The 19,306-nt window shown below is 71.3% G+C and carries 18 protein-coding genes and 4 tRNA genes; 18 read left to right on the top strand and 4 right to left on the bottom strand.

Features of this window, described 5'->3' with window-relative positions:
• Positions 1 to 267, top strand: a 267-nt coding sequence (locus VMV22_10565; protein HUY22764.1) for a hypothetical protein, incomplete at its 5' end; no start/stop codon positions are given.
• Positions 268 to 335: 68 nt separating this feature from the next.
• Here VMV22_10565 and VMV22_10560 read toward each other — a convergent pair.
• On the bottom strand, positions 336 to 1,913 hold the full coding sequence (locus VMV22_10560) for an LCP family protein (protein ID HUY22763.1): 1,578 nt from the start codon (positions 1,911 to 1,913) through the stop codon (positions 336 to 338).
• 189 nt (positions 1,914 to 2,102) lie between these two features.
• Between VMV22_10560 and VMV22_10555 the strand changes: the two genes are divergently transcribed.
• Both VMV22_10555 and VMV22_10550 read left to right on the top strand, forming a co-directional pair.
• Positions 2,103 to 3,446 carry an Ig-like domain-containing protein gene (locus VMV22_10555; GenBank protein ID HUY22762.1) on the top strand — a complete coding sequence of 448 codons (1,344 nt, stop codon included), beginning with the start codon at positions 2,103 to 2,105 and terminating at the stop codon, positions 3,444 to 3,446.
• A 192-nt stretch (positions 3,447 to 3,638) separates the two neighbouring features.
• Complete coding sequence (locus tag VMV22_10550; GenBank protein HUY22761.1) at positions 3,639 to 4,910, top strand: citrate synthase; 1,272 nt, start codon at positions 3,639 to 3,641, stop codon at positions 4,908 to 4,910.
• Between the two features lie 78 nt (positions 4,911 to 4,988).
• Here VMV22_10550 and VMV22_10545 read toward each other — a convergent pair whose 3' ends face one another.
• Positions 4,989 to 5,849, bottom strand: a complete 861-nt coding sequence (locus tag VMV22_10545) for an acyl-CoA thioesterase II (protein HUY22760.1) — start codon at positions 5,847 to 5,849, stop codon at positions 4,989 to 4,991.
• 39 nt (positions 5,850 to 5,888) lie between these two features.
• Between VMV22_10545 and VMV22_10540 the strand changes: the two genes are divergently transcribed.
• Together VMV22_10540 and VMV22_10535 are read left to right on the top strand one after the other, a co-directional pair.
• Positions 5,889 to 7,064 (top strand): family 1 glycosylhydrolase, encoded by a 1,176-nt coding sequence (locus VMV22_10540; protein ID HUY22759.1) that lies wholly within the window; start codon positions 5,889 to 5,891, stop codon positions 7,062 to 7,064.
• Positions 7,065 to 7,129: 65 nt separating this feature from the next.
• The gene (locus VMV22_10535; GenBank protein ID HUY22758.1) at positions 7,130 to 7,663 is read left to right on the top strand and encodes a GtrA family protein; all 534 of its coding nucleotides are present in this window, start codon (positions 7,130 to 7,132) and stop codon (positions 7,661 to 7,663) included.
• Between the two features lie 98 nt (positions 7,664 to 7,761).
• On the opposite strand, the gene VMV22_10530 is transcribed toward VMV22_10535, so the two are convergent.
• Positions 7,762 to 8,250, bottom strand: a complete 489-nt coding sequence (locus VMV22_10530) for a YajQ family cyclic di-GMP-binding protein (protein ID HUY22757.1) — start codon at positions 8,248 to 8,250, stop codon at positions 7,762 to 7,764.
• A gap of 72 nt (positions 8,251 to 8,322) precedes the next feature.
• On the opposite strand from VMV22_10530, the gene VMV22_10525 reads away from it, so the two are divergent.
• Both VMV22_10525 and mptB read left to right on the top strand, forming a co-directional pair.
• A tRNA-Tyr gene (locus VMV22_10525) sits at positions 8,323 to 8,404 on the top strand.
• Between the two features lie 172 nt (positions 8,405 to 8,576).
• On the top strand, positions 8,577 to 10,271 hold the full coding sequence (gene mptB, locus VMV22_10520; GenBank protein HUY22756.1) for a polyprenol phosphomannose-dependent alpha 1,6 mannosyltransferase MptB: 1,695 nt from the start codon (positions 8,577 to 8,579) through the stop codon (positions 10,269 to 10,271).
• Positions 10,272 to 10,376: 105 nt separating this feature from the next.
• Here the strand turns inward: mptB and VMV22_10515 are convergent, their stop codons facing one another.
• Positions 10,377 to 10,862 (bottom strand): GNAT family N-acetyltransferase, encoded by a 486-nt coding sequence (locus VMV22_10515; GenBank protein HUY22755.1) that lies wholly within the window; start codon positions 10,860 to 10,862, stop codon positions 10,377 to 10,379.
• A 105-nt stretch (positions 10,863 to 10,967) separates the two neighbouring features.
• Here VMV22_10515 and VMV22_10510 point away from each other — a divergent pair.
• The 11 genes from VMV22_10510 to VMV22_10460 all read left to right on the top strand — a co-directional run bounded on the left by VMV22_10510 (position 10,968) and on the right by VMV22_10460 (position 19,304).
• Positions 10,968 to 11,040: transfer RNA gene (locus VMV22_10510), tRNA-Thr, on the top strand.
• 5 nt (positions 11,041 to 11,045) lie between these two features.
• Positions 11,046 to 11,122, top strand: a tRNA-Met gene (locus VMV22_10505).
• 53 nt (positions 11,123 to 11,175) lie between these two features.
• Complete coding sequence (gene rpmG / locus VMV22_10500; protein HUY22754.1) at positions 11,176 to 11,340, top strand: 50S ribosomal protein L33; 165 nt, start codon at positions 11,176 to 11,178, stop codon at positions 11,338 to 11,340.
• Positions 11,341 to 11,494: 154 nt separating this feature from the next.
• Positions 11,495 to 11,570 (top strand) — tRNA-Trp (locus VMV22_10495).
• A gap of 40 nt (positions 11,571 to 11,610) precedes the next feature.
• Complete coding sequence (secE, locus tag VMV22_10490) at positions 11,611 to 11,907, top strand: preprotein translocase subunit SecE (GenBank protein HUY22753.1); 297 nt, start codon at positions 11,611 to 11,613, stop codon at positions 11,905 to 11,907.
• A gap of 266 nt (positions 11,908 to 12,173) precedes the next feature.
• Positions 12,174 to 12,746, top strand: a complete 573-nt coding sequence (gene nusG, locus VMV22_10485) for a transcription termination/antitermination protein NusG (GenBank protein ID HUY22752.1) — start codon at positions 12,174 to 12,176, stop codon at positions 12,744 to 12,746.
• Between the two features lie 21 nt (positions 12,747 to 12,767).
• The gene (gene rplK, locus VMV22_10480; protein ID HUY22751.1) at positions 12,768 to 13,202 is read left to right on the top strand and encodes a 50S ribosomal protein L11; all 435 of its coding nucleotides are present in this window, start codon (positions 12,768 to 12,770) and stop codon (positions 13,200 to 13,202) included.
• A gap of 39 nt (positions 13,203 to 13,241) precedes the next feature.
• Complete coding sequence (gene rplA, locus VMV22_10475; protein ID HUY22750.1) at positions 13,242 to 13,961, top strand: 50S ribosomal protein L1; 720 nt, start codon at positions 13,242 to 13,244, stop codon at positions 13,959 to 13,961.
• Positions 13,962 to 14,216: 255 nt separating this feature from the next.
• Complete coding sequence (rplJ, locus tag VMV22_10470) at positions 14,217 to 14,936, top strand: 50S ribosomal protein L10 (protein HUY22749.1); 720 nt, start codon at positions 14,217 to 14,219, stop codon at positions 14,934 to 14,936.
• A gap of 63 nt (positions 14,937 to 14,999) precedes the next feature.
• Entirely contained in the window at positions 15,000 to 15,392 is a 393-nt protein-coding gene (gene rplL / locus VMV22_10465) for a 50S ribosomal protein L7/L12 (GenBank protein HUY22748.1), read from the top strand.
• A gap of 351 nt (positions 15,393 to 15,743) precedes the next feature.
• Positions 15,744 to 19,304: a DNA-directed RNA polymerase subunit beta gene (locus VMV22_10460; GenBank protein HUY22747.1), complete on the top strand. Its 3,561-nt coding sequence runs from the start codon at positions 15,744 to 15,746 to the stop codon at positions 19,302 to 19,304.
• Positions 19,305 to 19,306 lie beyond the last annotated feature (2 nt).

The raw sequence follows: 19,306 nt of genomic DNA, 5'->3' as shown, positions 1-19,306 counted from the left end.
GCCGAGGCCTACCCCGGCGAGGTGCGCATCGAGCACGTGGAGGACCCCCGGGTGGAGAAGGAGGAGCACTACTACCGCGCCGCCCACACCAAGCTCCTCGACCTGGGGCTCGTGCCCCACCTGCTCGAGCCGGCCACCATCCGCTCGCTGCTGGCAGTCGTCGACCGGCACCGGGGCCGGGTCGACCCCGCCGCCATCGCCCCCACGGTGCAGTGGCGCAAGACGGCCAGCCGGCTGACGACGTCGGTCGGGCTGACGCCGGGCTGAACGGCACCGGGCTGATCGACCGGTCTGACTCGGCCCGAGGGGTGGGTTGACCGGGGCCTGACCGCCGGTCAGGCGCCCTCGCCGCCCGACGCGGTGCAGGAGCGGGGGTCGAACGGGGCCAGCGGTTGGGTCGGCGGGGTGGGCGCCGCCAGCGAGCCCGTCGACGTGCCCGAGGACGAGCTCGCGGCGGAGGACGAGGACGAGGTCCCCGACGTCCCGCCCACCGAGGGGGACGTCGGAGCGTTCACCGAGAAGTCCGAGCCGGTCACCACCGTGACGTCGGCGCCGTTCGCCGTCGGCCCCTGTCCCAGGGTGGCCGCGCCGGACAGCGAGTGCAGGACGCGCTCGGCGGCGGCGAGGTGGCTCGGCGAGGAGTAGAAGACGATCGTCTCGGAGACCGAGCTGCTCGTCGGGGCGTCGCCCGCCCCGATCACGCTGAACCCGAGCGCCTGCAGCGCCGACGCCGTCTGCCCGGCCTGCCCCGATCGACCCGTGCCGTTGAGCACCGACACCGTGAACGAGCCCGGCGCCGGGAGGGGCTTGCCCGTCATGGTGTCCTTCGACGCCGACAGCCCGAGGAAGGCGTCGATGGCCTGGGTGTCGTCGGGCTGGCTGGTCATCTCCACGTTCCCGTAGTCGTACCCCTCGTAGTAGTAGTGCAGGCTCGACGACACGATGACCGGGAGCGTGCGCTGGGGGGCGGTGGCCGGGTTGACGGCGTGGAAGGCGAGCACGAGCCCGAACATCGAGGGGAGCGAGAAGCTCGTGTCCACCTGCAGCTGGGGAGCCACCGCCCCGAGGAGGCTGTTGTCGGTGATCGGGTTGCCGAGTCCGCGCTTTGACACCGCGGCCCCGAGCACGCGCAGGAACTCGTGGTCGCGCCGGATGCGGCTGAGGTCGCTCTCGGGGTCCTGGGGCCAGGTGCGGGGGTTGCTGCTCTTCACGCCCGGCCCCTTGTACTGGAGGTGGCGGGCCCGGACCACCGCCAGTGCCTGGAACCCGTTGAGATGGCGGCAACCCACCGTCGGCACGTTGAGCTGCGAGTACGCGTCGTAGACCGGCTCCGGGAAGTACATGTTGATCCCGCCGAGCGCGTTGACGACACCCTGGAAGCTGTCGAAGTTCAGCTCCACGTAGTGGTGGATCGGGATCCCGAAATCGTTCTGGATGGCCTTGACCAGCTGCTGGGGGCCCTGTACCAGCGCGGCGTCGATCTTGTTGGCCCCCGTGGAGCGCGCGTTCGGGACGAACAGGTCGCGGGGGATCGACAGGATGGCGGCGGTCTTCCTGGCGGGGTCGAGGTGGAGGATCATGACCACGTCGCTGTTCACGCCGGTGACGCCCTGCGAGCACAAGCCGAACACCGGGTTCTGCTGCTTGAGGGCGCAGCGCGACGTCGACCCCACGAGGACGATGTTCTCCACCCCCGAGGGCGGCTGCGCCTGGAGGCCACCCACGGTGACGTGCGAGATCTGGTGGTTGCGGTACTCGTAGTAGCCGAAGGCGGATGCCACGACGACCAGCACCACGGCGAGGGTGATGACGCCGGCGAGGCGAAGGCGCCGGGTCAGCCTCTTGAGGTTCTTCTTGCGGATGTCGGCGCGTCCGAGCACGGACGGCGGTGCCGGGGGGGTGCTGTCGGGCACGGGCGGCGAGTGTAGCGGCGCGGGTGCAGCTGGTTTCGTCATCCCATCCCGTCCCGTTCGCCCGCCCGCCCGCCCGCCCGGCACCGCCGTCCGGCGGCCGCCCGGCACCGCCGTCCGGCGCCCGCCGTGGCGACGGCCGGTGGTCGCGCCCCAGGTCGGGTGGACGGCGCGGCCAGTAGGGTCGACTGGATGGTCGGGGAGCGACGTCGGCTCGGGCGGCGCCGGGCGCGGGCGCGGCGGCTGGCTCGCCTGGCGGTCCCCTTGGCACTGGCCACCGTCGTCGTCGTGCTGCTGGTGAGCGCCGTGGCGCAGATCGGCCCGGCCTCGGGCTCGTACCGGCGCACGGTCAACCGCGGGTACGCCGCACTGGCCGGGCCCGTCGTGGCGCGGTCGGACGCGTCGGGGGCGTCGATGCGGTCCCTGTTCGCCACCGCCACGACGCTCGACCGCGTGGCGCTGTTCGCCGCGCTCGACCAGCTGGCGTCCGACACCGCGGCGGAGCGCCGCCAGCTCGGCGCCATCACCCCGCCCGAGCCGGCGTCGGCGTCGGCTCGTGACTGCCTCCACTCCCTGAGCCTGCGGGCGACGGCGGCCTCGTCGTTGCGCAGCGCGCTCGAAGGGGTCCTCGGCGGGCGCACGGGGCTGGGGAGGGTCGACGAGCCCGCGGCCACGGCCGCCGTCACGTCCGCGGGCGCCGCCCTGGTGTCCGCCGATGCGTCGTGGGGGGCGTGCCGGCGGGGGATGCGGCACGCCGCGGGGTCCGCGGTGCTCCCGGCGTCGTCATGGCTGCCGGGGCCCGGATACCTCGACGAGCCGGCGTCGGCGCGACTGGTGGCGGGGGTCATGGGCCTGCGGTCGTTCGCGCCCGTGCACCGGCTCGACATCGTCGCCATCGTCACCGACCCGCCGGCGGTGGCGGGCGCCACGGTGGGCGTCCTGCCCCCGACGACCACGCTCGTCGTCCGCGTCGTCGTGGCCGACCAGGGCAACGTGGACGAGGACGGTGTCGAGGTGGGCGGCGTGGCCCAGCTCCAGGGAGGGCCGTCGAGCCCGGTGCCGGGACAGCGGTCCCTCGACCTCGTCGCCGGGGGGTCGACCACGCTGACGCTGCCGGTCTTCGCCGTGCGGCCGGGCTCCTCGTACTCGCTCCAGGTCACGGCCGAGTCCCCGCGGTCGACGGGCCCGGGGCCCATCGCGTCGGGCACCGTGGCGGTGCAGGTGCAGGCGGCGAGCACGGCGACCGTCGTCACGGCCTCGCCGGTGCGCGCCTCCCCGGGGCGTCCTGTCACCTTCAGCGCGCAGGTGACGACGTCGCTGTCGGGCGCCGGGACGCTGTCGGGGACCGTCGCGTTCCAGGACGACGGCACGACCGTCCCAGCGTGCGCGGCCCAGCCCCTGCACGCCGGCACGGCCACGTGCACGACGTCCTACCCCGCCTCCTCGACGCGGGCGATCAGCGCCGCCTACTCCGGGGACGCGCACTTCGCCGGGTCCACGGCACCGGCCATCACGCTCAAGGTGGGCACCGGATAGCCGAGCAAGGTGGGCACCGGATAGCCGAGCCGGCCGTCCTGCGCCGCGGGTGCACCGCCCCGGCGTGTGCACACCCCTCCCCGGCCGCCCCACCCGGGGGCTGCCCCCCCTCGCGGCCGGGGTGCCGGGGTGACCGGCGCCTCGGTCGCGCCATAGGATCGCGGCGGGACGTCACAGGAGGGTCCGAGCCGCGTGGCCGAGAGCATCACCATCATCGACAACCGGACGGGCAACCAGCTCGAGATCCCCATCCGCAACGGCGGTGTGGAGGCGAGCGAGTGGGGCAAGCTCCTGCCGGGGATCTGGTTCTTCGACCCGGGCTTCGTCGCCACCGCCGCCTGTGAGAGCTCGGTGTCGTTCGTGGACGGCGACGCCGGGATCCTGCGGTACCGGGGCTATCCCATCGAGGATCTCGCCGAGAGCTCCAACTACCTCGAGGTGGCGTACCTGCTCCTCCACGGGGAGCTGCCGACGGCCGCCGAGTTCGACGGGTGGCGCCACGAGATCACGTACCACACGTACATCCACGAGAACGTACGGAAGCGGTTCCTGGAGGGCTTCCACTACGACGCCCACCCCATGGGGATGCTCGTGTCCGCGGTGGCCGCGCTGTCGACCTTCTATCTCGACGCCAAGAACATCTTCGACCCCGAGTCGCGCCGGCGCCAGGTGATCCGCTTGATCGCCAAGATGCCCACCCTGGCCGCCGCCGCCCACCGCTTCTCCGTCGGGATGCCCTTCGTCTACCCCGACAACTCCCTGGACTTCGCCGGGAACTTCCTGTCGATGATGTGGAAGGTCGCCGAGCCCCGCTTCGACACCAACCCGACCCTGGCACGGGCGCTCGACATCCTGTTCATCCTCCACGCCGACCACGAGCAGAACTGCTCCACCACGGCCATGCGGGTGGTCGGCTCGGCGCACGCCGACCCCTACTCGTGTTGCGCGGCGGCCTGCGCCGCGCTCTACGGGCCGCGCCACGGCGGCGCCAACGAGATGGTCATCCGCATGCTCACCGAGATCGGGTCGATCGAGAACGTGCCGGCCTTCATCGAGTCGGTGAAGCAGGGCGCAGGCGGGCGGCTGCAGGGCTTCGGCCACCGCGTCTACAAGAACTACGACCCCCGGGCGAAGATCATCAAGCGCACCGCCGACGAGGTGTTCGAGATCACCGGCAAGAACCCGCTGCTCGACATCGCGCTGAAGCTCGAGGAGATCGCCCTCTCCGACGAGTACTTCACCTCCCGCCGGCTCTACCCCAACGTCGACTTCTACTCCGGCCTGATCTACCAGGCCATGGGCTTTCCGCTCGAGATGTTCCCGGTGCTGTTCGCCATCCCCCGCACCGCCGGCTGGCTGGCGCACTGGCAGGAGCTGCTCGACCAGGACTCCAAGATCGCCCGCCCCCGCCAGCTCTACATCGGGGCCGCGCCGCGCCGCTACACCCCCATCGCCGAGCGCTGACCCGCCGGCTCGTCGCGTCCGCCGGCTCGTCACGTCCGGCCGGCCCGCAGGCTCCCGAACTCCGCGGCCCGCCGCCCGTCAGGGCGAGGGCTTCGGCACCAGGCGCATCAGCCCCTCCTGGACCATGGAGACCACGAGGGTGCCGTCGCCGGTGAAGAAGAATCCCCGGGCGAGCCCCCGCGCCCCGTAGGCGCTCGGGCTGTCCATGTCGTAGAGGAGCCACTCGTCGGCCCGGAAGGGCCGGTGGAACCACATGCAGTGGTCGAGGCTGGCGCCCATGAACTCGGCGTCGTCCCAGCGCACGTCGTGGGGGGCGAGCATGGTGTCGAACAGCGACATGTCCGAGGCGTAGGCGGCCACGCACGAGTGCAGCAGGGGGTCGTCGGGGAGCGTCCCGTCGGCCTTGATCCATACCCGCTGGACCGGGTCGTGCGCCTCGTGCTGCATCCAGGGCAGCTCGCCCGTGTGCCGCTGGTCGATGGGGTGGGGCCGGGCGAACCAGTCGGCGAGCTGGTCGCGGAACGGCTCCAGGCGGTCGTGCAGCGTGGGCAGCGTCTCCGGCGCCGGCACCTCCGGCATGGGCACCTGGTGGACGAGAGGGCCCTCCTCCTGCACGTGGAACGAGGCCGCCAGGTTGAAGATGGCGTGCCCGTGCTGGATGGCGACCACGCGGCGGGTGGTGAACGAGCGCCCGTCGCGGATCCGGTCGACCTCGTAGAGGATGGGCACGTTCGGATCGCCGGGGCGCAGGAAGTAGGCGTGGAGCGAGTGCGCCCGGCCGCGTTCCACGGTGCGCCCGGCCGCCATCAGGGCCTGGGCCGCCACCTGGCCCCCGAACACCCGCTGGCGGTGCTCGTCGGGGCTCACCCCGCGGAAGATGTTGACCTCGATGGGCTCGATGTCGAGAAGCTTCACCAGGAAGTCCAGCGCGTCGCTCACACCCACATCCTGGCAGGCGCCGCAGCTACGGTGTCCCCCGTGCCGCCGACCGCCTTCCCCCCGGGCTTCGTGTGGGGGACAGCCACCGCCGCCCACCAGATCGAGGGCGGCAACGTCAACAACGACTGGTGGGCCTTCGAGCACGCCGAGGGGACGCCGTGCGTCGAGTCCAGCGGCGATGCCTGCGACTCGTGGCACCGGTGGCCCGAGGACATCGCGTTGGTGGCGTCGCTGGGCCTGAACGCCTACCGCTTCTCGCTCGAGTGGAGCCGGATCGAGCCCGAGGACGGGGAGTGGTCCCGCGCCGCACTCGACCACTACCGCCGCCACTGCGCGAGCTGCCACGAGCTCGGCATCGCACCCGTCGTGACCTTCAACCACTTCACGATTCCGCGCTGGCTGGCGGCGCGCGGCGGATGGGAGTGGTCCGAGGCCCCGGAGCGCTTCGCCCGCTTCTGCGAGCGCGCCGGCGCCCACCTCGGTGACCTCGTGGGCTGGGCGTGCACGCTGAACGAGCCCAACATCGTGGCCGAGATGGGCTACCTCCACGAGGTGTTCCCGCCCGGGGTGCGCGACGCGGGGCGCCGCCGGCTCGTCAACGAGGCGTTGTGCCGGGCGCACCGGGGTGCGGTGGAGGCCCTGCGCTCGGCGCCGGGCGACTTCCCGGTCGGCCTCACCCTGTCGATGACGGACTACCAGGCCGTGCCGGGCGGCGAGGAGCGCCGTGACCGGATGCGGCGGGACAACGAGGACCTGTACCTGCACGCCACCTCCGGTGACGACTTCGTCGGGGTGCAGTGCTACACCCGGATGCGGGTCGGGCCCGACGGGGTCCTTCCCCCCGAGCGGGGCGTGCCCGTCACCCAGATGGGCTACGAGTACTGGCCCCAGGCGGTGGAGGCCACCGTGCGGCGCGCCTGGGAGGTGACCGGCGGCACCCCCGTCGTGGTGACCGAGAACGGGATCTCGGCCGACGCCGACACCGAGCGGGTGGCCTTCGTGACCGAGGCTCTCGCCGCCGTGCAGCTGTGCCTGGCCGACGGCATCGACGTCCGCGGGTACTTCTACTGGAGCCTCATGGACAACTTCGAGTGGGTGCTCGGCTACGTCCCGCGGTTCGGGCTCGTGGAGGTGGACCCGGTGACCTTCGAACGCCGTCCCAAGCCCAGCGCGGCGTGGTTCGGGTCCGTGGCCAGGGAGAACGCCCTCCCGTAAGGGAACCGGTGGCCGGGCGGGGGCCGCCTGGCCGTTAATTGCCTGCTACGGCTAAATTGGCCCGGATGGTCGACGCCCTGGTGCGCCTGTGGCGCCTGTACCACACTCCGACGGGGAAGAAGCTCGTCCGCTACGCCATGGTGTCGGTCATCTCGACCGTGGTGTCGTTCAGCATCCTGGGCCTCGTCTACGGCGTGCTGCGTCTGTGGACGGAGGTTCCGAGCACGGTCTTCGCCAACCTGGTGGCCAGCGTCCCGGCCTACTACCTCAACCGCAGCTGGTCGTGGGGGAAGAACGGGCGCTCGCACATCCTCAAGGAGGTCGTCCCGTTCTGGACGATGTCCGCCGCCGGGCTGGCGCTGTCGATCTTCACGGCGTCCCAGGCCCAGCACCTCAGTGACGTGCACCACCTCCACCACTTCGGGCGGACGGTGCTCGTCGAGGGGGCGAACACCGGTGCCTTCGCCATCCTGTGGGTGGTGAAGTTCCTGGTCTTCAACCGCCTGTTCAAGGTGCACCCGGTCATCGAGCTCGAGGCGCAGGCCGAGGCGGAGCTGTTCGTGGAGGCGGCGGTGGAGGTCGAAGGGGCCGAGCCCTGAGCGCAGCCGTGCGTGCGCCGGGCACGGCGGGCACCTGACGGACCGACTCCCCGACGGCCGGCCGGTCCCCGGACTCGGCCCGCTCCAGCCCCGTGACGTCAGTCTCGGAAGTTCTGGAACTGCAGGGGGATCCCGAAGTCGTGCTCCTTGAGCGCCTTGATGACGCCCTGGAGGTCGTCGCGCTTCTTCCCCGACACCCGGAGCTGGTCGCCCTGCGCCTGTGACGACACGCCTTTCAGGTTCAGGTCCTTCACGAACTTGTTGATGCGCTTGGCGTGGTCGGCGGAGATCCCGGCGTTGATGGCGATGCGCTGGCGGACCGTCCCCTTGGAGGCCTCCTCGACCTTGCCGTCCTCGAGCGCCTTGAGCGACACCTCGCGCCGGACCAGCTTCTCCTGGAGGACCTGGTGCAGTGCCCGCAGTCGGTCCTCGGTCGAAGAGCGCAGCACCATGTCCTTCTCGCCGAGCTCGATCTCGGAGTCGGTCCCCTTGAAGTCGAACCGGGTGCCGGCTTCACGGTTGGCCTGGTCGACGGCGTTGCGGACCTCCTGCATGTCGACCTCTGAGACGACGTCGAAGGTGGGCATGCGGACCACGATAGTGCCGGCCGATCAGGGCCACTTCGGCCCCGAGGCGACCGCGGTATGGTCTCGCCTCGCGGGTCGGTGCCCGAGCGGCCAAAGGGAGCAGACTGTAAATCTGCCGGCACAGCCTACGAAGGTTCGAATCCTTCCCGGCCCACGCAGCGGGTCCCGACGGCCCCCCGGGGCGCACTTGCCCGGGCTCCACCGTTCATTACAATGCCGTTACGAACGTGTCCGGTTCGTTGCGGCCGGCCCGGGCGGCGTAGGGACGGCCACCGGCGCGAGGGCACGGACCAGCTCGCGGAACGTTGGGAACGAGGACCGAGGCGATGGGTGTACTGGGCAGGACGGCCGCCGTCGGTCGCGGCTTCGATCCCTCGGCCGTCCCCGGTCTCGACCGCCTGTTGAACCGCCTGACCGTGTGGGACGAGGCGGTGCGGTCGCGCTGGCCCATGAGCGCACTGGTGGGCCCCGACCTCGAGCCCGGCGCCGTGGCCGGCGACGGCTCGCGCCTGCTCGTGCGCCCCGCCATCCTCGGGTTCGTCGCCATCACCGCCATCACCGCGGGCGTGGTGCAGCAGCGGTCGCCCTTCGTGCTGAAGAAGGCGGGCGCGTGGTTCTTCGGCGTCCCCGCCGTCGGGGAGCAGGGCTCGTCGCACTGGCTGTTCCTCGGGCTGGTCGCCGTGTACGGCGGGCTCGTGCTCTTCATGCGCGTCTGGTACGGCCTCATCCGCACGCTCTCCAAGGTCGAGGGCGTGCCGGTCAGGAAGCTCGTCGCCGTGGCCGCGCTGTGGATCCTGCCGCTGCTGCTGGTGCCGCCGCTGTTCAGCAAGGACATCTACAGCTACGCCGCCCAGGGCGAGATGATGAGCCACCACATCAGCCCGTACCACTACGGCCCGGGCGTGCTCGGGGCGGCCCCGTCGGTGTCGCTCGTCGACCACTTCTGGCTCAACACGCCCGTCCCCTACGGGCCGCTGTTCATGGAGGTCGACGGCGTCCTCACGAGCGTGTCGATGCACCACGAGCTCGTCAACCTGGTGCTGCTGCGGCTCCTCGCCCTCGTCGGCGTGGCCCTCATGGCCCTGTCTGTCCCGACACTGGCGCGCAGCCTGGGGCGAGATCCGTCCTACGCGTTCACGGTCGCCGTGCTCAATCCGGTGACGATCCTGCATCTCGTGGGGGGTGCCCACAACGACGCCCTGATGCTCGGCCTGCTGCTGGCGGGCCTGGCCGTGGCGCGCCGCGGGAGACCCGTCGCCGGGATCGTGCTGTGCGCGCTGGCCGCCGCGGTGAAGGTGCCGGCCGCCCTCGGCATCCTCTACATCGGCTGGGAGTGGATGGGCACCGGTCTGCCCCTGCGCGCCCGCGTGCGGCCGGTGGTGACGGCGGGCCTCATGGCCGGTGGGGTGATGGGGGCGCTGTCGCTCGTCACGGGCCTCGGGTGGAGCTGGGTGCTCAACCTGGCCACGCCCGGGACGGTGCGGTCGTGGGTGGCGCCCGCCACGGGCGTGGGGATCCTCCTGACCGACCTGGCGCATCTCGTGGGCCTCGGCGTCTCCCTGCACGGCATGCTGTCGGTGACGCGCGCCGCCGGGCTCGGCGTCGCCCTGGGCGCCGGGGTGTGGCTGCTGCTTCGTTCCGACCGCATCGGGTCGCTGCGCGCCATGGGCCTGACCTTGCTGCTCGTGGTCGCCCTCGGGCCCGTCGTCCAGCCGTGGTACCTGTCGTGGGGGCTCGTGCTCCTAGCGCCGGTGGCGACGGGCAAGGTCCGCACCCTCATCGTGGGGTCGTCGATCGCGTCGGCGTTCATCGGGCTCCCGGCGGGCAAGCAGCTGCTCGGGGACCTCTTCAGCGCCGACCCCTTGTCAGTGGCGCTGGCGCTGCTCGTGTGCCTGGCGATCCTGACCGTGCCCCTGTCCCCCTTCGACCGCGAGCGCCTGCTGCCGCGGTGGCGCCGCCGGGGCGGCCCCTCGCGGCCCGACGCCGAGCCGCCCGCGGCGCTCGACTACGCCGAGGCCTGACGCACCGCGTTCCCGGGCCGGGCGGCGCGGCCGGCGGCGGACCCCAGAGCACCGGTCGGCGGACCAGAGCACCGGCCGGCGGGCCAGCGCACCGGCCCCGGCGGGTCAGAGCATCCGCTGGAGGACGGCCACGTCGATCCAGCGGCCGAACTTCCGCCCCACCTCCCGCTCGACGCCGACGAGGGTGAAGCCGCACGCCTGGTGAAGAGCGATCGAGGCGGCGTTGTCCCCCGAGGCGCGCCCGATCACGGTGTGGAAGCCGTGGGCCCCCGCCAAATCGACGAGCTGGGCGAGCAGGAGGCGGCCCACGCCCTTCCCCCGCCAGCCCTGCTCCACGTAGAGGGAGTCCTCCACCGTGGTGGCGTAGGCGGGCCGGTCCCGGAACGCCGACAGCGACCCGAAGCCGGTGACCGTGGCGCCCTCGACGGCGACGATGGCGGGGTGCGCCCCCTGGTGGTGGGCGATCCAGGCCAGCTGCTGCTCGCCTGTCCGGGGCTCCAGGTCGAAGGTGACGGTCGACCCCGTGACCTCGGCGTTGTAGATGGCCCGGATCGCCTCGGCGTCCTCCACTCGCGCGAGCCGGACGTCCATCGCCCGATGGTACCGGGAGCCTCCGGGGCCCTCCGGCCCGGCCGTCGGCCGGGGGAGGGTCGACGCGTCGCGACTAGGCTCGTCCGCCGCGGAGTTGCCGCGCTCGCCCCCTTAGCTCAGTCGGCAGAGCACAGCCATGGTAAGGCTGGTGTCGTCGGTTCGATTCCGACAGGGGGCTCCCCTGGCGGCGTAGCTCAGTCGGTCAGAGCACACGGCTCATAATCGTGGGGTCGCGGGTTCGAGTCCCGCCGCCGCTACCAGGTGGAGATCATGTGGCCCGCCCCGTGCGGGTGGTTCGAGGAGGAGTGCAGCGATGGCCAAGAACGAGAAGCGGGTGCAGGTGACGCTGGCCTGCGAGGTCTGCAAGCGCCGCAACTACATCACCATGAAGAACAAGCAGAACGACCGGGAGCGCATCGAGCTCACCAAGTTCTGCCGCTGGGACCGCAAGCACACCCTCCACAAGGAGACCCGCTGACCGACGGGGTGGCCCCGGGGTCCACCGGCCCCGCCGGGCCGGCCCGGGCGCCCAGGAGCGCCGGCCGTCGACGGGAGCGCCGTCGCGGCCGGTGGTAACCTGGCTGTTCGGCCCCCATGGCCGCCTTGCCGGTGACCGGCGTCCTGGCCGCCGAAGGGCAGTAGCTCAACTGGTAGAGCACCGGTCTCCAAAACCGGCGGTTGGGGGTTCGAGTCCCTCCTGCCCTGCCATCTGGCCGTCGAAAGGCGTGCAACAGCTGTGAACCGAGAGATGAAGCGCATGATGCAGCGCCAGGGCCAGATCGAGGCCGACGGCTCTCCCGCGGCCCGGCGCACGGCCCCGCCCCGCACCCGGCCCACCGCCGCGCCCGAGACCTCGGCCACGAGCCGTGTGGCGGACTTCTTCCGGGACGTCCGCTCCGAGCTCCGACAGGTGGCCTGGCCGACGAGGAAGGAGGTGGCGAACTCCGCCACCATCGTCTTCCTGGTCCTCGTGCTGCTCGTCAGCCTGATCTTCGTCCTGAACTACGCGTTCTCCCACGCGGTGATCTTCCTCTTCAAGTCATGAGCGATTTCGACCTCCAGACCGAGGACGGCCCCGCCGCCGGCGCAGCCCCGGCCGACGCCCTCGAGGAGGCGCAGGTCGCGGCGGCCGACCCGTCGGGGAGCGCCGAGCCCGACGTGGACGCCGACGCCGACGCCGACGCCGGTGACACCGTGGCCCCCGCCGACGAGGCCGTGGCGACGGCCGGCACGGACCCGGGCACGACCCTCGGGGGCTGGACCGGTGGTGCCGGGGTCAACGGCCAGGGCGACGACGACTTCGACGAGGACATGCCGCTCGTGGTGGAGAGCCCCTACGACCGGCCTGGGCGCTGGTTCGTGGTGCACACCTACGCCGGCTACGAGAACAAGGTGAAGTCCAACCTCGAGAGCCGGATCGTCTCGATGAACATGGAGGACCGGATCTTCGAGGTCGTGATCCCCATGGAGGACGTCGTCGAGTTCAAGAACGGCAAGAAGGTGGTGGTCCAGAAGAAGGTCTTCCCCGGCTACCTCCTGACCCGCTGCGACCTCGATGACGACTCGTGGTCCGTGATCCGCAACACCCCGGGCGTGACCGGCTTCGTCGGCCCCGGGACCAAGCCCACGCCGCTGTCGCGCCGTGAGGTCGAGAGCATCCTGCAGGTGAAGGTCGAGGGTGGCTCCGAGCCCATCAAGAAGACCCGCCCCCGCCTCGAGTACGAGGTGGGCGAGACGGTGCGCGTGAAGGAAGGGCCGTTCGCGGACTTCTCGGGCCAGATCGACGAGATCAACGAGGACCAGCTCAAGCTCAAGGTGCTGGTCAACATCTTCGGCCGGGAGACGCCGGTCGAGCTCGAATTCAGCCAGGTCGCCAAGCTCTAGGCCCGCAGGAGGCCCTCCGCCATGCCCCCGAAGAAGAAGAAGACCCTCGCGGTCGTGAAGATCCAGCTCCCCGCGGGGGGAGCCACGCCCGCGCCGCCGGTCGGCACGGCGCTCGGCCCGCACGGCGTGCAGACCATGGAGTTCTGCAAGCAGTACAACGCCGCCACGGAGAACCAGCGGGGCACGATCGTGCCCGTCGAGATCACCATCTACGAGGACCGCTCGTTCTCCTTCGTCCTGAAGACCCCCCCGACCCCGGCACTCATCAGGGAGGCGGCCGGTATCGACAAGGGCGCCACGGCCACGGGCCGGGAGCGGGCCGGGTCGATCACCGACGCTCAGGTCACCCAGATCGCCACGGTCAAGCTGCCCGACCTCAACACGGCCGACATCGATGCCGCCAAACGACAGGTCGCCGGCACGGCACGGTCGATGGGCATCGCCGTCGAGGGCTGAGGCCCGGCGGCACACGAAACGACGAGGAGGAGCCCCGACGTGCACAAGGGCAAGAAATACCAGGCCGCGCTCGAGCGCTTCGACCGGCAGCATCTCTACTCGCCTTCCGAGGCGGTGGACTTCGTGAAGGAGACGGCTTCGGCGTCCTTCGACGAGACTGCCGAGCTCGCGGTCCGGCTCGGCGTGGACCCCCGCAAGGCCGACCAGATCGTCCGGGGCACCCTGAGCCTGCCGGCGGGGACGGGCCGGACGGCCCGGGTCGTGGTGTTCGCCGCCGGCGAGGCCGCCGCCGAGGCCAGGGCGGCCGAAGCCGACGAGGTCGGCGCCGACGATCTGGTGGCCCGGGTCGAGGCCGGGTTCCTCGACTTCGACGTGGCCATCGCCACGCCCGACCTGATGGGCCAGGTGGGCAAGCTCGGACGCGTGCTCGGGCCCCGCGGCCTCATGCCGAACCCGAAGACCGGGACGGTCACGACCGACGTCGGCAAGGCCGTCGCCGAGTTCAAGGGCGGCAGGGTCGAGTACCGCACCGACAAGGTCGGCAACGTGCACGTGCGGGTGGGCAAGGCCTCCTTCACGCGCGAGCAGCTGCTCCAGAACGTCCACGCCGTGATCGAGGAGCTCATGCGGGCGAAGCCGGCCGCGTCCAAGGGCCGCTACCTGCGCGCCGTCACGATCTCCTCCACGATGGGCCCCGGCATCCGCATCGACCCGGCCCGGGCCCGAGAGCTCGACGAGGACCTCGCCGCCTCGGCGTAGGGGGTCTCGCCGCCTCGGTGGGAGGCGTGCGGTCCAGCGTGTAGATTGCGCCGTCGGCCCGAGGGCCGGCACACAGATCGAGAACTTGCCGTCGCTGCAGACCTCCGGTGCGCCTCCGTGGCGTCCAAGGGGCCTCCGGGCCCACCTGACGAGGCGACGAACGCGAAGCTCGGTGGGGCCGTCGGCCCTGCTCGGCGGATGCGGTGACGGCAGCAGGTGAGCGGTGCCGCACCGTTCCGAGCACGGGAGCCGATGATGGACAAGCCAAGGGCCGAGAAGGTGGCCGTGGTCACCGAGGTGCGCGAGCGCCTCGACGCCGCCGACGCCGCCATCCTCACCGAGTACCGCGGGCTCTCCGTGGCCCAGCTGGCCGACCTGCGCCGCGCCCTCCGGGTGGTGGGCGGCGACTACAAGGTCTACAAGAACACCCTGGTCAAGCTGGCCATCGCCGGAGGGAGCCACGAGTCGCTGGCACCCCTGCTCGAGGGGCCCACGGCCATCGCCTTCGTGTCGGGTGAGGTCAGTGCCGTGGCCAAGGCGCTGCGGGACTACGCCCGCACCTCACCGAACCTGGTGATCAAGGGCGGGCTCTACGGCGAGGGCTACCTGTCGGCCCAGGACCTGACGGTGCTGGCCGACCTGCCGTCGCGCGAGCAGCTCCTGGCCCAGATCGCGGGGGCGATCGCCGCACCGCTGCAGCAGCTGGCTGGCCTACTGCAGGCGCTGCCACGCAACCTGGCCTACGGGCTCTCGGCCCTGGTCGACGAGCGAGGAGGCGTGCCGGCAGAGGCCCCGTCCGTCGAGACCCCGGCCGTCGAGACCCCGGCCGCCGAGGCGCCGGCCGCGGAAGCCCCGTCCGCAGAGACCGCCGAGGCCCCGGCCGTCGAGACCGCCGGGGCGCCGGCCGCGGAGGCCCCGGCCACCGAGACCGAGCAGGAGGCGCCGGCCGTCGAGGCCGAGACCACCGAGGGCTGAGGCCCCCGGCACGCCCCGAACCACCAGCACCCAGTCGAGCAACCCAAAAGGAGCAGATCCACGATGGCCACGAAGTTGAGCAAAGACGACATTCTCGAGGGGATCGCCAGCCTCACCGTCCTCGAGCTGTCCGAGCTGTTGAAGGAGTTCGAGGAGAAGTTCGGCGTGACCGCGGCCGCCCCCGTCGCCGTGGCCGCCGCCCCGGCGGCCGGCGGTGGTGACGCCGGCGGTGGCGACGAGGAGCAGTCCGAGTTCGACGTGGTCCTCACGGCGGCGGGCGACAAGAAGATCCAGGTCATCAAGGAGGTCCGGTCCCTCACCAGCCTCGGGCTCAAGGAGGCCAAGGACCTGGTGGACTCGGCGCCCAAGCCGGTGCTGGAGCGGGTGTCCAAGGACGACGCCGCCAAGGCGAAGGCCCAGCTCGAAGAGGCAGGGGCGACCGTCGAGGTCAAGTAGGGGGGGCCGGCTCGGCGGGCGCAGGTGCTTGACTGCACCCTGGCCCGTCCGTAGCCTGTCCGTGGCAGCTCCGGAAGGGGTTGCTTCACACGGCGCGCGCGCGTATGCTGTGCGGTTGCCGTGCCCCTGCTTTCGCGCCACCCCTGCCAATTCCGGCGGGATGACGCGCGCCAGCGCGCCTGCGCCGCAGGACTGATCATCGCCGTCCCCCCGTCCGTCACCCGCTCCACCCCGTAGCCGTCCCGTCCCTGCCGTCCCGTCCCGGGCCCTCCGGGGAGGTCCCGTCGTCCAGCCCCGTCGCTCCAGTCCTGTCACTGCCCGCCTGTCACCTCACCTGGGAGGAGTCGACCGTTGTCTCCACGGTCCAAGAGCCCGGAACGCTTCTCGTTCGCCAACCTCGATGAGGTCCTGCGCCTGCCGGACCTCATCGCCATCCAGCGGGACTCGTTCCGCTGGTTCCTGGACAAGGGTCTGGCCGAGGCGTTCGCCGACATCAGCCCGATCGAGGACTTCACCGGCCAGCTGAGCCTGGAGCTCGAGTACGACCCGTCCGACCCCGACCTGCGCCCGCCTCCGAAGTTCCAGGAGGAGGAGTGCAAGGAGAAGGACATGACCTACGCCGCACCCGTGTTCGTCCGGGCGCGGTTCATGAACGCGCAGACGGGGGAGATCAAGGAGCAGACCGTCTTCATGGGGGACTTCCCGATGATGACGGACAAGGGCACCTTCATCATCAACGGCACCGAGCGAGTCGTGGTGAGCCAGCTGGTGCGGTCCCCGGGCGTCATCTTCCAGCCCGGCCGCGACGCCAAGACCATCGTCACCGGGACCGTCCACCCCTACCGCGGCGAGTGGATCGAGTTCGACGTCGAGGCCAAGCCGTCGAAGGACGTCACCGCGGGCGCCCGCGTGGCCCGCAAGCGCCGTCTGTCGCTGTTCGTGCTGCTGCGGGCGCTCGGCTACGAGGACGAGGGGTTCCTCAACCGGTTCGTCCGCCATTTCGACTTCCTCGAGGGCCAGTGGGAGAAGGAGCGCGAGCTCGCCCCCACCCGCGAGGAGGCCCTCCTCGAGATCTACAAGCGGGCCCGCCCCGGCGAGCCGCTGTCGGCCGAGGCCGCCCGCGCCTACTTCGAGAACGCCTTCTTCAACCCCAAGCGCTACGACCTGACCCGGGTGGGCCGCTACAAGCTCAACCGGAAGCTCGGCCCCGAGATCGAGCGGGTCTCGAGCATCCTCGACATCGACCTCGAGCGGCCCGCCCCCGACCAGGGCGTGCTGAGCCCCTCGGAGATCCTCGCCACCGCCACCTACATGCTCCACCTCGCCGACGGCGAGTCGGGGTACCGGATCGACGACCAGGACCACTTCGCCAACCGCCGGATCCGGTCGGTGGGCGAGCTCATCCAGAACCAGGTCCGCGTGGGGCTGTCCCGGATGGAGCGGGTGGTCCGCGAGCGCATGACCACCCAGGACGTCGAGGCCATCACCCCCCAGACCCTGATCAACATCCGGCCCGTAGTGGCGGCGATCAAGGAGTTCTTCGGGACCAGCCAGCTGAGCCAGTTCATGGACCAGAACAACCCGCTGTCGGGCCTGGCCCACAAGCGGCGGCTCTCGGCCCTCGGGCCCGGCGGCCTCTCCCGTGAGCGGGCCGGCTTCGAGGTCCGTGACGTGCACAGCTCCCACTACGGGCGCATGTGCCCCATCGAGACGCCCGAGGGCCCGAACATCGGCCTCATCGGCGCCCTCGCCACCTACGCCCGGGTCAACGAGTACGGCTTCATCGAGACCCCCTACCGCCGCGTCGTGGACGGGCGGGTGAGCGACGAGATCGTCTACCTGGCCGCCGACGAGGAGGAGGAGCACGTCATCGCCCAGGCGAACGCCAAGCTCGACGAGCGCGGCCGTTTCGTCGACGAGCGCGTGCTCGTCCGCCGTGGCCCGCAGGGCGCGGGTGTGCGCGTGGGTGCCACCTCGACGTCCTACGGCACCACCAGCGAGATCGACTACGTGCCGCCGGCCGAGGTCGACCTCATGGACGTCTCGCCCAAGCAGATCGTGTCGGTGTCCACCGCGCTGATCCCCTTCGTCGAGCACGACGACGCCAACCGGGCCCTGATGGGCGCCAACATGCAGAAGCAGGCCGTCCCGCTCGTCGTCCCCGAGGCGCCGTACATCGGCACCGGGGTCGAGGCCCGGGCCGCCCAGGACGCCGGTGACGTGCTGCTCTCCGAGGGCGAGGGGACCGTGGCCGAGGTCTCGGGCGACCACATCGTGGTGGAGTACAAGGCCGGCCAGCGCGACCGCCTCGGCCACGATCTCGGCCGCAGGCGCTACACCCTGGCCAAGTTCCGCCGGTCCAACCAGAACACGTCGATCAACCAGAAGGTCATCGTGGACGAGGGCCAGCGGGTCGGGGCCAACGACGTCCTGGCCGACGGGTCCGCCACCCACAACGGCGAGCTGGCGCTCGGGAAGAACCTCCTCGTCGCCTTCATGCCGTGGGAGGGCTACAACTACGAGGACGCCATCATCCTGTCGGAGCGCCTCGTGCGCGACGACGTGCTCACCTCCATCCACATCGAGGAGCACGAGGTCGACGCCCGGGACACCAAGCTCGGCGCCGAGGAGATCACCCGGGACATCCCGAACCTGTCGGAGGAGATCCTCGCCGACCTCGACGAGCGCGGCATCATCCGCATCGGGGCCGAGGTCGACGCGGGCGACGTGCTCGTCGGCAAGGTGACCCCCAAGGGCGAGACCGAGCAGACCCCCGAGGAGCGCCTCCTGCGCGCCATCTTCGGCGAGAAGGCCCGCGAGGTCCGCGACACGTCGCTCAAGGTGCCCCACGGCGAGTCGGGCAAGGTGATCGACGTCCGGGTGTTCTCGCGGGAGGACTCCCACGAGCTGCCCCCCGGGGTGAACCAGCTGGTGCGGGTGTACGTGGCCCAGAAGCGCAAGATCTCCGAGGGCGACAAGCTCGCCGGCCGCCACGGCAACAAGGGCGTCATCTCCAAGATCCTCCCGGTCGAGGACATGCCGTACCTCTCCGACGGGACCCCCGTCGACATCATCCTGAACCCGCTGGGCGTGCCCAGCCGGATGAACGTGGGCCAGGTGCTCGAGTCGCACCTCGGCTACGCGGCCCGCTGGGGCTGGGACGGCGACGGCGTCGAGCCGGACCCGGACCCGGGGCAGGGCACCAAGACACGGCCGCGCACCGACCCGGCCGTATGGGTGTCGACGCCCGCATTCGACGGCGCCCACTGGGACGAGGAGGAGGACGCCGGGCGGCACCCCACCATCAGGAAGCTGTTCGAGCGGCTGCACTCCGACTCGGCCGACGGCGACCGTCTCATCGGCCCCGACGGCAAGGCGGCGCTGTACAACGGGCGGACGGGCGAGCGCTACGACAACCCCATCTCGGTGGGCTACGTCTACATCCTGAAGCTCGCCCACCTCGTGGACGACAAGATCCACGCCCGCTCGACCGGCCCGTACTCGATGATCACCCAGCAGCCCCTGGGTGGGAAGGCCCAGTTCGGCGGGCAGCGCTTCGGCGAGATGGAGGTCTGGGCCCTCGAGGCCTACGGCGCCGCCTACGCCCTGCAGGAGCTGCTCACCATCAAGTCCGACGACGTCCTCGGCCGGGTGAAGGTCTACGAGGCCATCGTCAAGGGGGAGAACATCCCCGAGCCGGGCATCCCGGAGAGCTTCAAGGTGCTCATCAAGGAGATGCAGTCGCTGTGCCTCAACGTCGAGGTGCTGTCGACCACCGGTGAGGAGATCGAGATGCGAGAGCTCGACGAGGACGTCTTCCGGACGGCCGAGGAGCTGGGCATCGACATCAGCCGTCCCGAACGCGGGTCGGACGAGGAAGACGAGCGCCGCGCTGCGGAGAGGAGCTTCTAGCC

The organism is Acidimicrobiales bacterium, from assembly GCA_035531755.1.
Classification (GTDB): Bacteria; Actinomycetota; Acidimicrobiia; order Acidimicrobiales; family UBA8190; genus DATKSK01.
The sequence above is the reverse complement of the archived record's forward strand: the minus strand, read 5'-3'. Positions and strand labels throughout refer to the sequence as shown.

Excerpts from the sequence above, each read along its gene's own strand:
- rpmG (HUY22754.1), top strand. The coding sequence starts at position 11,176 with ATGGCCAAGAACGAGAAGCGGGTGCAGGTGACGCTGGCCTGCGAGGTC.
- nusG (HUY22752.1), top strand. The coding sequence starts at position 12,174 with ATGCCGCTCGTGGTGGAGAGCCCCTACGACCGGCCTGGGCGCTGGTTC.
- secE (HUY22753.1), top strand. The coding sequence starts at position 11,611 with ATGAAGCGCATGATGCAGCGCCAGGGCCAGATCGAGGCCGACGGCTCT.
- rplJ (HUY22749.1), top strand. The coding sequence starts at position 14,217 with ATGGACAAGCCAAGGGCCGAGAAGGTGGCCGTGGTCACCGAGGTGCGC.
- VMV22_10555 (HUY22762.1), top strand. The coding sequence starts at position 2,103 with ATGGTCGGGGAGCGACGTCGGCTCGGGCGGCGCCGGGCGCGGGCGCGG.
- rplL (HUY22748.1), top strand. The coding sequence starts at position 15,000 with ATGGCCACGAAGTTGAGCAAAGACGACATTCTCGAGGGGATCGCCAGC.
- rplK (HUY22751.1), top strand. The coding sequence starts at position 12,768 with ATGCCCCCGAAGAAGAAGAAGACCCTCGCGGTCGTGAAGATCCAGCTC.
- VMV22_10515 (HUY22755.1), bottom strand. The coding sequence starts at position 10,862 with ATGGACGTCCGGCTCGCGCGAGTGGAGGACGCCGAGGCGATCCGGGCC.
- mptB (HUY22756.1), top strand. The coding sequence starts at position 8,577 with ATGGGTGTACTGGGCAGGACGGCCGCCGTCGGTCGCGGCTTCGATCCC.
- VMV22_10535 (HUY22758.1), top strand. The coding sequence starts at position 7,130 with ATGGTCGACGCCCTGGTGCGCCTGTGGCGCCTGTACCACACTCCGACG.
- VMV22_10530 (HUY22757.1), bottom strand. The coding sequence starts at position 8,250 with ATGCCCACCTTCGACGTCGTCTCAGAGGTCGACATGCAGGAGGTCCGC.